12 protein-coding genes are annotated in these 13,540 nt (G+C 63.5%); 3 read left to right on the forward strand and 9 right to left on the reverse strand.

Annotation, left to right across the window (positions count from 1 at the left end; all coding sequences use genetic code 11):
• Nucleotides 1-52 precede the first annotated feature (52 nt).
• On the forward strand, nucleotides 53-1,165 hold the full coding sequence (locus BTM36_RS23030) for a PHB depolymerase family esterase (protein WP_254427067.1): 1,113 nt from the start codon (nucleotides 53-55) through the stop codon (nucleotides 1,163-1,165).
• Nucleotides 1,166-1,228: 63 nt separating this feature from the next.
• A complete protein-coding gene (locus BTM36_RS28430; protein WP_168189825.1) occupies nucleotides 1,229-1,384 on the forward strand; it encodes a hypothetical protein in 156 nt (51 codons plus the stop codon).
• 96 nt (nucleotides 1,385-1,480) lie between these two features.
• On the opposite strand, the gene BTM36_RS23035 is transcribed toward BTM36_RS28430, so the two are convergent.
• The 9 genes from BTM36_RS23035 to BTM36_RS23075 form a co-directional block, all read right to left on the reverse strand.
• Nucleotides 1,481-1,924, reverse strand: a complete 444-nt coding sequence (locus tag BTM36_RS23035) for a YXWGXW repeat-containing protein (protein ID WP_174616899.1) — start codon at nucleotides 1,922-1,924, stop codon at nucleotides 1,481-1,483.
• A gap of 119 nt (nucleotides 1,925-2,043) precedes the next feature.
• Nucleotides 2,044-3,321 carry an alanine transaminase gene (gene alaC / locus BTM36_RS23040; RefSeq protein ID WP_077238108.1) on the reverse strand — a complete coding sequence of 426 codons (1,278 nt, stop codon included), beginning with the start codon at nucleotides 3,319-3,321 and terminating at the stop codon, nucleotides 2,044-2,046.
• A gap of 307 nt (nucleotides 3,322-3,628) precedes the next feature.
• Nucleotides 3,629-4,900 carry a phenylacetate--CoA ligase family protein gene (locus BTM36_RS23045; RefSeq protein ID WP_077238109.1) on the reverse strand — a complete coding sequence of 424 codons (1,272 nt, stop codon included), beginning with the start codon at nucleotides 4,898-4,900 and terminating at the stop codon, nucleotides 3,629-3,631.
• 12 nt (nucleotides 4,901-4,912) lie between these two features.
• Nucleotides 4,913-5,776, reverse strand: a complete 864-nt coding sequence (locus tag BTM36_RS23050; protein WP_174616900.1) for an ABC transporter ATP-binding protein — start codon at nucleotides 5,774-5,776, stop codon at nucleotides 4,913-4,915.
• Between the two features lie 67 nt (nucleotides 5,777-5,843).
• Nucleotides 5,844-7,175: an ABC transporter substrate-binding protein gene (locus tag BTM36_RS23055; protein ID WP_174616901.1), complete on the reverse strand. Its 1,332-nt coding sequence runs from the start codon at nucleotides 7,173-7,175 to the stop codon at nucleotides 5,844-5,846.
• Nucleotides 7,176-7,274: 99 nt separating this feature from the next.
• Nucleotides 7,275-8,351, reverse strand: coding sequence for a branched-chain amino acid ABC transporter permease (locus BTM36_RS23060; protein ID WP_006463903.1), 1,077 nt, complete (start codon nucleotides 8,349-8,351; stop codon nucleotides 7,275-7,277).
• A 171-nt stretch (nucleotides 8,352-8,522) separates the two neighbouring features.
• The gene (locus BTM36_RS23065; protein ID WP_006463904.1) at nucleotides 8,523-9,437 is read right to left on the reverse strand and encodes a branched-chain amino acid ABC transporter permease; all 915 of its coding nucleotides are present in this window, start codon (nucleotides 9,435-9,437) and stop codon (nucleotides 8,523-8,525) included.
• A gap of 89 nt (nucleotides 9,438-9,526) precedes the next feature.
• On the reverse strand, nucleotides 9,527-10,408 hold the full coding sequence (locus BTM36_RS23070; protein WP_077238110.1) for an ABC transporter ATP-binding protein: 882 nt from the start codon (nucleotides 10,406-10,408) through the stop codon (nucleotides 9,527-9,529).
• A 75-nt stretch (nucleotides 10,409-10,483) separates the two neighbouring features.
• Entirely contained in the window at nucleotides 10,484-12,445 is a 1,962-nt protein-coding gene (locus BTM36_RS23075; protein WP_077238111.1) for a long-chain fatty acid--CoA ligase, read from the reverse strand.
• A gap of 267 nt (nucleotides 12,446-12,712) precedes the next feature.
• On the opposite strand from BTM36_RS23075, the gene BTM36_RS23080 reads away from it, so the two are divergent.
• Nucleotides 12,713-13,390 (forward strand): Crp/Fnr family transcriptional regulator, encoded by a 678-nt coding sequence (locus BTM36_RS23080; protein WP_039875661.1) that lies wholly within the window; start codon nucleotides 12,713-12,715, stop codon nucleotides 13,388-13,390.
• The last annotated feature ends 150 nt before the right edge of the window (nucleotides 13,391-13,540 follow it).

Below are 13,540 nucleotides of genomic sequence, written 5' to 3' on the forward strand. Positions count from 1 at the left end.
GCCCACTATCGTTGACCAATCCTGTTGGTCAACCCTGCCTGCCCACGCTTCCATGACGCTTCGCTTCCCGAAACACCACCGTCCCTCGCGCGCACTGCAGCGCGCCATGCTGGCGGCCGTGTGCGGCCTGTCCCTGCTGACGGCCCTGCCCGGCCAGGCGGTTGATCTCTCCCTCAAGACCCTGCGCGTGGGCAATCTCGCCCGCGCCTATTTTTCCGAACGCAACGTCGTCGGCGAAGCGCAGCCGCTGATCATCGCCCTGCATGCCAGCGGCTCCAGCGGCTCGCTGATGGCGCGTGCCACCGGCCTGACCGAGATTGCCGAGGCCGCCGGTTACATGATCGTCTATCCCAACGGTACCGGCCTGGCCATCGATGCCCGCACCTGGAATTCGGGCGGCTGCTGCGGCTATGCGCAGATGCACAAGGTCGATGACGTGGCCTTCCTGCGCGCCCTGGTCGGCAAGCTGGTGGCCGACGGCCTGGTCGACCGCCAGCGCGTCTACCTGGTGGGCGTGTCCAATGGCGGCATGATGGCCTATCGCATGGCGGCCGAAGCGCCCGAACTGTTCAAGGCGGTGGCCGTGGTCAGCGCGGTACTGGACGTGCCGCCCGAGACCGTCAAGGCGCCCATGCCGCTGCTGCACATCCACGGCAGCGACGACCCCTTCATTCCCTTCCTGGGTGGCATGGGCAAGCAGGAGGTCTCGCAGGTGCCGCGCCTGTCGGTGGCACGCAGCATCGAAGCCTTCATCAAGGCCGACGGCGCCAATCCGCGCCCGGCGGTCAACGACATCCCCGACACCGCCGGCGACGGCACCACCATCCGCCAATACACCTATGCCAGCAAGACCGATCCGCAGGCGGTGGTGCTGTATGAGGTCAAGGGCGGCGGCCATGCCTGGCCGGGCGGCGTGGTGCCCATCATCAATGGTGGCAAGTCCTCGCAGAACCTGGATACCTCGCGCACCGTGATCAGCTTCTTCAATGCCCGTGGCGGAGGCCCCAAGAACGACAACGAGGACGACCAGCTGCCGCCGGGCGCGACACCGCTCAAGCCGGCGGCCAATGCTGCGCCCACTGCTCCCATCGCACCCGCCACCCCTAACGCCGTTCCCAAGGCAGCGCCGACGACACCCCCGGCAGCCAGCCCCGCAGCGCGCTGACGTCACCACGACGAGCAAATCGCACTATCATAGCGGCAGCGTTCAACCCTCATCGCCATGACAATGAAAAGACTCCTGACCAGCATCCTGATCGCCATCGTCCTGTACTTCCTGCTGCCCTTCGTCGGCAAGCTCATTCCCCACTACCGGCTGGCAGTGATCTGCGTCACCGCAGGCATTGTCTCCTTCGCCATCTCGGCCTTGATGGACAAGACCTGAGGCCGTTGCCCGTTCCATAAAAAATCGGCCGCGACGCCTTCACGTCGCGGCCGATTTTTCTTGGCTTGACCGGTCTCAGCCGTTCCTGCGGCTGGATCAGCACTCACCCTTGCGCGCATGACCCGGCGGACAGCCCGGTCCGTGGCCCGGTCCACCACCGGGACCACGATCATCATGGCGGTCATGACGGTCATGGCGGTCATGATCACGCGGACCCCGACCCGGTGGCGGGCCACCGCGCCAGCCGCCGCGCTGCAGTTCCCAGCCACGCGGCCCCTGATGCCAGACCGGAGCGGCATAGACATAGCCTGGCCGTTCACGCAGCCAATGGCCCTGACGCCACACATGGCGATGCCCGTCCCAGTCCCAGAAACCCGGTGCCCACACATAGCCATGACGCGGCGGCGGCAACGGTTCGGCCCGCGGTGGCGGCGGCGCGCCGATGTTGATGTTGACCGACACCTGGGCCTGTGCCACCGGCAGGACGGCAGCGGAGGCTGCAAGCGCGAACAGGGTGGCGAATATTGTTTTTTTAATCATATTAATCATCAAAAAACTGAAGGTTCAGCTAAGACCTCAGCCAGGCGGCGCGGTTCCGGCGCCGCTCTGGCTATGGCCTCGACCGTGGCCACGACTTTAGCCTCGACTTCAGACCTGTATCACGCCCCCTTGGCGTTCTTGAACATGGTCTTGATGCCGCGAATGGCCTGGCGGATGCGGGATTCGTTCTCGATCAGGGCGAAGCGCACGTACTCGTCACCATATTCGCCGAAGCCGATGCCGGGCGAGACGCAGACCTTGGCCTGCTCCAGCAGGATGCGCGAGAACTCCAGCGAGCCGAACTGGCGATACGGTTCCGGAATGCGCGCCCAGATGTACATCGAGGCCTTGGGTACATCGACCATCCAGCCGGCCTCGTGCAGGCCCTTGACCAGCACGTTGCGGCGCTTTTCATAGTTGGCGCGGATTTCCTCCACGCAAGCCTGGTCGCCCTCCAGCGCGGCAATGGCCGCCACCTGCACCGGCGTGAAACTGCCGTAGTCGTGATAGCTCTTGATGCGCGCCAGGGCCGCCACCAGACGGGCATTGCCGACCATGAAGCCGATCCGCCAGCCGGCCATGTTGTAGCTCTTGGAGAGGGTGAAGAACTCCACCGCGACCTCGCGCGCGCCCGGCACCTGCATGATGGACGGTGCTTTCCAGCCATCGAAGGTGATGTCGGCATAGGCCAGGTCATGCACCACCAGGATCTGGTGTTCCCGTGCCAGCTTGACCACCCGTTCGAAGAACTCCAGTTCCACGCATTGCGCCGTCGGGTTGGAGGGGAAGCCCAGGATCATCATCTTCGGTTTGGGATAGCTCTCGCGCACGGCGCGTTCCAGCTCGTCGAAGAAGTCCACGCCCGGGCTCATGCGCACCGAGCGGATATTGGCGCCGGCGATGACCGCGCCGTAGATGTGGATGGGGTAGCTGGGATTGGGTACCAGGACCGTATCGCCCTTGTCCAGCGTGGCCAGCATCAGGTGCGCCAGGCCTTCCTTGGAACCGATGGTGACGATGGCCTCGCTGTCGGGATCGAAGTCCACCTCGTAGCGGCTGCGGTACCAGTGCGCGATGGCGCGGCGCAGGCGCGGGATGCCCTTGGACGACGAATAGCCGTGGGTATCGGGACGCTGCGCCACCTCCACCAGCTTCTCGACGATGTGCGGTGGGGTTGGGCCATCGGGGTTACCCATGGACATGTCGATGATGTCTTCGCCACGCCGGCGCGCCGCCATCTTCAGTTCGGCGGTGATGTTGAAGACGTAGGGCGGCAAGCGTTCGATACGCGGGAAGCTGACCGGGAAGGCGTCGGTGGATGCAGCAGAAACGGAGGAAGAGGAAGAAGAAGCGTCAGGCGAGCGCGAGGAATCGCGCGAATCGGCGGATTGCGTCATGGAAGACTTTCACGTAAGCGCCCGGAACCGTCCGAGCGACGTTGGAACACATGTTCCGCGAATGATTCTATGCCCGAACCTTCACATGCACAAGCAGGGATGTGACTGATCGCAAGACATTTTGTGCATTCCTCCCTCACCATCGGTTCGGACTGAGCGGACTGAGTAGCGGCGCAGCCGCGTATCGAAGGCGGCGTGACGGCAGCACCTCATGAGCGCCTTCGATACGGCCCTGACGGGCCTACTCAGTACGAACGGTCAGCCGCGGCGCGGGCTGGTCCGATGACGAAGCCCGCTGGCAATGCATTCATTCGTACTTGCGCGCATCCTCGATCACCTTGCCATCGTTGGGCAGGCTGCCCGGCGCCACCAGCAGGACCTCGCCGCGCAGCTTGGTCACATCACGCAGGCTGCCGGCCAGCGCCGTGACATCGACCGCCGGATCAGCCGGATCCCCCACTTCGCAATGCAGGGTCATGACGTCATTGGCCATCTCGCCGGACACCACCAGCCGCGCACGCAGCACGTCGCCATGGCGGCGCAGCACATCGGCCACCTGCGAGGGATGGACGAACATGCCGCGGACCTTGGTGGTCTGGTCGGCGCGGCCCATCCAGCCCTTGATGCGGGTATTGGTGCGCCCGCAGGGAGAGATGCCCTGTACCACCGCCGACAGGTCACCGGTACCGAAGCGGATCATCGGATAGTCGGGATTGAAGGAGGTCACCACCACCTCGCCCACCTCGCCCTCGGCCACCGGATCGCCGGTGCCGGGCCGCACGATTTCCAGGATCAGCGATTCGTCCAGCACCATGCCGGGATGCACGGCGCCGTCGCTCATGGTCTCGTAGGCGATATTGCCGATATCGGCCGAGGCATACAGCTGCAGCACCTGCGGTACGCCGTGTTCATGGAACCAGTGGCGCAGCGACGGCGGCAACGCTTCGGCGCTGACCAGGGCACGCTGCACGCTGGAGATGTCGGCGCCCATTTCCCGCGCCTTCTCGATGATGATCTTGAGGAAGGAAGGCGTGCCGACATAGGCATCCGGCTTCAGGGCCGTCATCGCATTGACCTGCAGCTCGGTCTGGCCGATGCCGGCCGGAATGACCGCGCAACCCAGGCGGGCCGCCGCGCCTTCGACCATGAAGGCCGCCGGCGTGAAATGGTAGGCAAAGCAGTTCTGCAGGATGTGGCCGGCCTGCAGGCCGAGCGCCTTCATCGGGCTGGCAAAGCGCCACCAGTCGGCCGCATGGCCTTCGGGATCGTAGATCGGCCCGGGCGAGACGAACAGCCGCCGCAATTGACGTGCCGGCGTGGTGTTGAGCCCGCCGAAGGGGCTTTCGCGGGTCTGCAGTTCCTTCAGGTCCGACTTGCGCGTGACCGGCAATTGCGCCAGGTCCGCGCGCGAACGGATGGCCGCAGCGTCGATGCCCGCCAGGATGCGCGCCCAGCCCGGTGCGGCCTGCGCACGTGCCAGCAGGGATGGCAAGGCCTGCATCAGCTGCGCTTCGCGCTGGGCCGGATCGCGTCGTTCCAGCGCATCCAGCTGCTGCATGAATTCGATGGGATCGGACATGAGGCCCTCTCCTTACGCCAGCCAGCGCTTGCGGCGGCGGTAGAACTTCATGTCGCGGAAGTTCTTGCGCCCGGCGCCGGACACGCCCAGGTAGAACTCCTTGACGTCCTCGTTATCGGCCAGCTCGCGGGCTGCGCCTTCCATCACCACCCGGCCGTTTTCCAGGATGTAGCCGAAGTCGGCATAGCGCAGGGCGACCATGGTGTTCTGTTCGGCCAGCAGGAAGGAGACCTTTTCCTTGCTGTTCAGGTCCTTGACGATCTCGAAGATCTCTTCCACGATCTGCGGCGCCAGGCCCATGGAGGGTTCGTCCAGCAGGATCATCGAAGGCTTGGCCATCATGGCGCGGCCGATGGCTGTCATCTGCTGTTCGCCACCGGAGGTATAGCCGGACTGCGACTTGCGCCTCACCTTCAGGCGCGGGAAATAATCGTAGATCTTTTCCAGCTCATGCTTCACCTCGGCATGGCTGATGCCACGGGTATAGGCCCCGGTGAGCAGGTTCTCTTCCACGGTGAGGTGACCGAAGCAATGGCGCCCTTCCATCACCTGGATCACGCCGCGCTTGACCAGGTCATTGGGCGTCATGCGGTCCACCCGCTCGCCCCGGAACTCGATGCTGCCCTTGGTGACGTCGCCCCGCTCGGCATGCAGCAGGTTGGAGATGGCCTTGAGGGTGGTGCTCTTGCCGGCACCGTTGGCACCCAGCAGGGCCACGATCTTGCCCTCCGGCACATCCAGCGAGACGCCCTTCAGGACCAGGATCACGTGGTCATAGATCACTTCGATATTGTTGAGGGCCAATGCCTTGGCCACCGCCGGGGCGGCTGCGCTGTGGACGGTGCTGGCACTGGTCGGAATCGGTGTGGCATTCATGGTCTGTCGCATTTCCAAAAAAGCACCGGCGGCGGTGGGAGACGAGCAAGGCCGCCGGCGCAAGCGCCTACTTCATGCAGGCAGGAGTGATGCCTTTTTCTTTTGCGTATTTCGCAGCGGAAGCCTTGAACAGCGGGTGGATCAGGTTCTTGTTACCCTCGATCCAGTCCGACACCAGCACCCACTTGCTGCCGTCCCATTGCTGGATCTTCACCTTGCCCGATCCTTCGTGGTTTTCGCAGGAGGTCTTGATCTCCGGCAGCAGTCCGGTGGCACCCAGGGCCTTGAGGCGAGCATCGGTGATGTTGAGGTTCTCAAAGCCCCAGCGCACCTGCTCGCCGCTCATGACCTTGCCTTTGCCGAACTTGTCCTGGGCGGTGCGCACCGCTTCCACGGTGGCAATGGCGGCCGACACGCCACGGTTGTAGAGGATGGAGCCGAGCTTGTTCTTGTCCTGCATGTTGCCCTTGCCCGCGCCATAGACCACCTTGTCGATATCGGCGATCACCGGGACATCCTTGCCGGCCACGTTCCAGGTCGCCGACAGATAGCCCTTGGCGGCTTCGCCTGCCGGAATGGTGTCTTCTTCCGATCCGGCCCACCAGGAACCGACGATCTTGTCACGCGGATAACCGACCTTCTGCGCCGCCTTCAGCGCGGTCTGGTTCATCACGCCCCAGCCCCAGAAGATGACGTAGTCCGGATTTTCCTGGCGGATGCGCAGCCACTGCGCGCCCTGTTCGTTGCCGGGGTGGGCCACCGGGATTTCCACCAGCTTGAACTTGCCGATGGAGGACTCGGCCTGCAGCGCCACGATGGGCTCCTTGCCATAGGCCGAATCGTGGTACAGGAAGACGATCTTCTTGCCGGCCAGCGAGCCATTGTTCTTGCCGGCCAGGTACTTGACGATGGCCGAGACCTGCATCTGGTAGGTCGTCACCAGCGGGAAGGCATACGGAAACACCGAGCCGTCCACCGCATCGGTGCGGCCATAGCCGATCATCACCAGCGGCACCTTGTCTTCTGCGGTCTTGTCGATGAGGGCGTAGGAGATGCCGGTGGCCATGGGGTTGATGGCCGTGCCGTGGGTGACCGTGTTCTTGTTCTTCATGCGCTCGTAGCACTCCACGCCCTTGGCGTTGTTGTACTCGGTCTCGCACTCTTCCCAGGACAGCTTGACGCCGTTGACGCCGCCTTCCTTGAGGTTGACGTAGTTCAGGTAATCGACATAGCCGCCGTAGTAGGACTGGCCATTGGTCCCATAGGGGCCGACGCGGTAGCTGGGGATGGCAATGAACTGGTCATTGGTCTGGGCCAGCGCCGGGGCCGCCGCCGACAGCAGGCTGGCGGCACAGGCGGTCGCCACTACCAGCTGCCTGAGATGCTTCATGGTCTTCATGGTCTCGTCTCCTTTATGTTGTCGTTGCCGACTTTTATCGGGCGCCGGTGATCCGGCCCCCGCCTACCTTGATGCAGTGTTGCGTCACTCGGCGAACCCTCAGTGCGGGAACGGCCACAGACGCAGTTTTTCCTTGGCGATCTGCCACAGCCGCGCCAGCCCGTGCGGCTCGGCGATGAGGAAGAAGATGATCAGTGCGCCGAACACCATCATCTGGATGTGCGACACGGTGGCATTGGTGAACGGCAGGTGCAGCAGCGCGGCCAGCGGCGGCAGCGCGTTGTCCAGGAAGATCGGCAGCAGCAGGATGAAGGCCGAACCGAGGAAGGAGCCGAGGATGCTGCCCACGCCGCCGATGATGATCATGAACAGGATGCGGAAGGACAGGTCCAGCGAGAAGCCGTCCGGTTCCACCGAACCCAGGTAGCAGAACGCATACAGCGCCCCGGCCACGCCGCAGTAGAAGGAACTGACGGCGAAGGCGGTCAGCTTGGTGCGCATCAGGGGAATGCCGATCACCTCGGCGGCCACGTCCATGTCGCGCACCGCCATCCAGGCGCGCCCGGTGGAGGAACGCACCAGGTTCTTGGCCACCAGCGCCAGCACGCTCACCACGGCCAGCACGAACAGGTACTTGCGCACGGGGGTGTCGATGGCGATGCCGAAGAAATCGATCTTGGGGGTGCTGATCACGCCCGAGGAACTGTTGTTGGAGAACCAGGGGAACTTGGTCAGCGCCCACACCACGAAGAACTGCGCCGCCAGCGTGGCCACGGCCAGGTAGAAGCCCTTGATGCGCAGCGAAGGCAACCCGAAGAGCACGCCCACCAGCGCCGCGCACCCGCCCGAGAGCAGCAGCGTGGCGACGATGGGGATGCCCTCCACCCGCAACTGGAAGTTGTAGGCCGCGTAGGCCCCCACCGCCATGAAGGCGGCCGACCCCAGCGAGAGCTGGCCGGCATAGCCGGTCAGCACATTCAGGCCCAGTGCGGCCAGCGCGAAGACCAGGAACGGCACCAGGATGGCCGAGAACCAGTATTCGCTGCCCAGCAGCGGCACGGCCACGAAGGCGAACACCATGAACAGCGTGAAGATGATGCGATCCTGGCGGATCGGGAAGATCTGGCTGTCGGCGATGTAGCTTGTCTTGAATTGTCCGGCTTCACGGTACAGCATTGCATCCTCCTTGTTGCTGGATTGAACAGCCCGTTCGGGCTGAGTAGCCGCCCCAGGCGGCGTATCGAAGCCTGTGCACCGGCTGCCGATCACGGAAACTGCCCTTCGATACGGCCGTCGGCCTACTCAGGGCGAACGGCGTCAGATCGCCATCGTTGCTTCGCCCCACTCTCATACCCGGTCGATATGCCGCTCGCCAAACAGGCCTTCCGGCCGGACCAGCAGGAACAGCAGTGCGAACACATACGGGAACCAGCCTTCGATGCCGCCGAAGTTGCCGCCGAAGGCATCCTGCATCACCGGCGGGATATAGATTTCGGCCAGCTTTTCGGAGGCGCCGATGATGAGCCCGCCCACGATCGCCCCGGGGATCGAGGTGAAGCCACCCAGGATCAGCACCGGCAAGGCCTTCAGCGCCGTCATGGTCAGCGCGAACTGCACGCCGTTGCGCGAGCCCCAGAGCAGGCCGGCGATCAGCGCCACGAAACCGGCCACGCCCCACACCACCGCCCAGATATGCTGCAGCGGGATGCCCAGCGACAGCGCGGCCTGGTGGTCATCAGCCACGGCCCGCAGCGCCCGGCCCACCTTGGTCTTCTGGAAGAACAGCGCCAGCGCCGCCACCAGCGCCACCACCATGCCCGAGGCAAAGAGATCGAACTTGGAGAGGCCGATGCCGACACTGTCCATCACCGACTGGATCGGTTCGTCGACGATGCCCAGGTCGATGGGGCGCACTTCGCTGCCGAACAGCAAGGGTCCCAGGCCTTCCAGGAAGAAGGTCAGGCCGATGGTGGCCATGAAGAGCGTGATCGGCGGCTGGTTGACTAGCTTGCGCAGCACGAAGCGTTCGGTGGCCAGGCCCACCAGGATCATCACCACGAAGGCGCCGATGATGGCGGCCCACATCGGCATGCCCTTCTCCATCAGGCCTACCACCGCCAACGCGGCGAAATAGACCATCGCCCCCTGCGCGAAATTGAACACCCCGGAGGCCTTGTAGATCAGCACGAAGCCCAGGGCCACCAGTGAATACATCAACCCGGAGAGCAGTCCGCTCAGGGTGACTTCGAGGAAGAATTGCATGTCGTCTCCTTGCTACCGCCTTCGATATTGTTTTTATTATTTATATTATTTATTGATGCCCTGCATCGCAGCCGATCCCGTATCAAGCCTCAGTGCGAGGTCCCCAGGTAGGCCTTGATCACTTCGGGATTGCTCATCACCTCGTCGGGCGTGCCGTCGCCGATCTTCTTGCCGTAGTCCAGCACCACCACCCGGTCGGAGATATCCATGACCACGCCCATGTCGTGTTCGATGAGCACGATGGTGGTGCCGAACTGGTCATTCACATCCAGCACGAAACGGCACATGTCCTGCTTTTCTTCCACGTTCATGCCGGCCATGGGTTCGTCCAGCAGCAGCATGTGCGGTTCGGCCGCCAGCGCCCGCGCCAGCTCCACGCGCTTTTGCAGGCCGTAGGGCAGGCGTCCCACCGGGGTCTTGCGGATGTGCTGGATTTCCAGGAAATCGATGACCTCCTCCACCTTGCGGCGATGCTCGATTTCCTCGTTGCGGGCCGCGCCCCACCACAGGGCGTTGGAGAACAGGCCCGAGCGCATCTTGGTGTTGCGCCCGGTCATGATGTTGTCCAGCACCGTCATGCCCTTGAAGAGCGCGATGTTCTGGAAGGTGCGGGCAATGCCCTGGCGCGCGATGGCGCTGGGATGCATGCCCAGGCGCGGCTGGCCGCGATAGAGGATCTGGCCTTTCTGCGGATGGTAGACGCCGTTGATGACGTTGATCATCGAGCTCTTGCCGGCGCCGTTGGGGCCGATGATGGCGCGGATTTCATGTTCGCGCACATCGAAGGAAATGTCGGTCAGCGCCTTCACGCCACCGAAGGACAGCGAGATGTTCTGCAGGTCCAGGATGACCTCGCCGATGCGGCGCCCGTTGGCGGCCACGGCCGCTGCTTCTTCGTCGGGGCTGGTCACGGGTGGCAGGCCCGAGGGCAGGATTTCGGAAGACAGGTGTCGTTTCATGGTCGTATTCATTCAGCGGTGGTCTGGTCGGGCTACGCTGCTGGCCGGGCGCGCTGGCAAGGCGCCCGGGACGGGACTGCGTGCTGCTCAGGCGGCGCTTTGCAGCGTCTTGAAGGTCTTGGCCTCGGCGATCTTCAGGTCGGCTGCGATCATGCCCTGGCGACCATCCTCGAATTTGACCTGGGTCTCGATGTACTGCGATGCGCGACCGTCGTAGAGCGCCTCGATCAGCACCGCGTACTTCTCTGCGATGAAGCCGCGCCGGACCTTGCGGGTGCGGGTCAGTTCTTCATCGTCGGGGTCCAGTTCCTTGTGCAGGATCAGGAAGCGATGGACCTGCGAATCGGCCAGCAGCGGGTCGGCCACCAGGTCGGCATTGACCTTTTCCACGCATTCGCGCACCAGTTCGTACACCGCCGGATTGGCGGCCAGGTCGGTGTAGCCGCTGTAAGGCAGGTTGCGCCGTTCAGCCCAGTTGCCCACGGCATCCATGTCGATGTTGATGAAGGCCATGCACTGCTCGCGGCCATTGCCGAAGGTCACCGCTTCCTTGATGAAGGGGAAGAACTTCAGCTTGTTCTCGATGTACTTGGGCGCAAACATGCTGCCGCAGGCCATCTTGCCGACATCCTTGGCGCGGTCGATGATCTTGAGGTGGCCGTCGCTGTCGAAGAAGCCGGCATCACCGGTGTGGAAGTAGCCGTTGGCGTCGATGGCCTCGGCGGTGGCGTCGGGGCGCTTGAAGTATTCCTTCATCAGACCAGGCGAACGCACCAGCACTTCGCCGTTGTCGTCGATGCGCACTTCCACGCCCTTCATGGGCCGGCCTACGCTATCGAGCTTGACGTCGCCCGAGGGCTGCATGCACACCGTCACGCAGGTCTCGGTCATGCCATAGAGCTGCTTCAGGTTGATGCCCATGGAGCGGTAGAAGTCGAACAGGTCGGGGCCGATGGCCTCGCCGCCGGTATAGGCCACGCGCAGGCGCGACATGCCCAGCACGTTCTTCAATGGCCCGTAGACCAGCAGGTCGCCCAGCGCATATTGCAGCCGGTCCATCAGTGAAACGCCCGGCTTGCCATCCAGGATGCGCATGCCGACCCGACGCGCCACGCGCATGAAACCATGGAACATCTTGCGCTTGAGCCAGCCCGCATCCTCGATGCGGATCATGACCTGGGTCAGGATGTTTTCATACACGCGCGGCGGCGCGAAGTAATAGGTCGGGCCGATCTCGCGCAGGTCGGTCATGACGGTATTGGGCGACTCCGGACAGTTCAGGCAGAAACCGGCGACGTGCTGCTGGGCGAAGGAGTACAGGAAGTCACCCACCCAGGCCAGCGGCAGGTAGCACAGGATGTCGTCGTCCTGGTCCAGGTGATCGAACTCCACCAGCGTGGTGGCGGTGGTGATCATGGCCCGGTGCGAATGGCACACGCCCTTGGGCTTGCCGGTGGTGCCGGAGGTATAGAGGATGATGGCGACGTCGTCGGGCGAGCCGGCCGCGACTTCCTTCTCGAAGAAGTCGGGGTGGGCGTGCTCGTAGGCGCGCCCCAGTTCCTGCACGCGGGCAAAGGACAGCAGCTCGGGCTGGTGGTAGTTGCGCATGCCACGTTCGTCGTCATAGATGACGTGGGCGATGCGAGGCAGGTTTTCCTTGATCTCGAAGACCTTGTCGACCTGCTCCTGGTCTTCGGCCATGACGAAGTCGACGTTGGCGTCGGCCAGCACATAGGCCATGTCGGCGGCCGGTGCGTCCTGGTACAGCGGCACCGGCATGCCACCCAGCGCCTGCGCGGCGCTCATGGCCCAATACAGGCGCGGGCAGTTGTTGCCGATGATGGCCAGGCTCATGCCGCGCTTGAAGCCCAGGGCCGCCAGGCCGCAGGCAAAGCTGCGCACCTCGTCGGCCACCTGGCGCCAGGTCGTGGTCTGCCAGATGCCCAGGTCCTTCTCGCGGAAGGCAGCCCGCTCGGGGCGTTGGCGGGCATGCGCCTGCAGCAGCCGCGGAAAGGTCGCGGCCTGGTTGTCTTGTCTCGTCTCCACCATCTTCCCACCTTCTTGTGCAGGTTCGAAAGATTCGCCCGTTCACTTTTCCGTGTATCGAGGCGAATCCGGTGTCGGATCAGTCTGTGCTGCCAGGCTTACGCTGCTCTTACTGCGGCAGTCATTGTGTCGGGCATGCCAGCTGTCCTGTCTCTATGGTTGGCCTGGGTTTGGTTCAGGCCTTTTTTGCGATGATAGTAGAGTGAGAGGTTGCCAGTGGATGTCATCTCACCGACAATTGACAAACTTTCGATATTGCGACGCATCATCATGGAGACATCAATTCGACGCATGCTGTCCAAGAGCATATGGGCGCAGGCGCTGACCGAAGAGCAACTGGCCCGCGTGGAATCCGAAGTGGTCAGCCGCAAGATTGCCGCCGGTGGCTATGTCTGCCGCAAGGGTGACCCGGTCGCGCACTGGATCGGCGTGCATGAAGGCTTGCTGAAGATGAGCAGCGTCTCGCCCGAGGGCAAGACTGTCTCCTTCGCCGGCATGGCCAATGGCGGCTGGCTGGGCGAAGGCTCGCTGCTCAAGGACGAGCCGCGCAAGTACGATGTGGTGGCACTGCGCGAGAGCGAATTGCTGTACATGCCCAAGGCCACCTACATCTGGTTGCTGGACAACAGCATCCCCTTCAACCGTTTCCTGGTGACGCAGTTGAACGAGCGCCTGGCGCTGTTCATTTCGCTGGTGGAATACGACCGCATGCTGGAGCCGGATGCCCGCGTGGCACGCTGCCTGGCGGCCCTCTTCAATCCCTACCTGAACCCGGGCATCGGCCGCAACCTGCAGATTTCGCAGGAAGAGGTCGGCAATCTCTCCGGCACCTCGCGCCAGCGCGCCAACCAGGCCCTGCAGGTACTGGAAAAGGCCGGCCTGCTGAAGGTGGATTACGGCAGCATCACCATCAACGACCTGGATGGCCTGCGGCAATTTCCGGGGTAAAACCCCGGGCCTGGCCCGTCCACCCGTCCACGGTCTCGGCCTGCAGCACGGCATGAAAAAAGCGCGGTCACAGCCGTAATGCCGTTCAGTTAAGCTTGTTACCAGCTCGAAAGCTCGCTCAGACTTTGTTTGCACCACCGCTGACCGTTC

The organism is Herbaspirillum sp. VT-16-41 (genome assembly GCF_001994935.1).
Classification (GTDB): domain Bacteria; phylum Pseudomonadota; class Gammaproteobacteria; order Burkholderiales; family Burkholderiaceae_D; genus Herbaspirillum; species Herbaspirillum frisingense.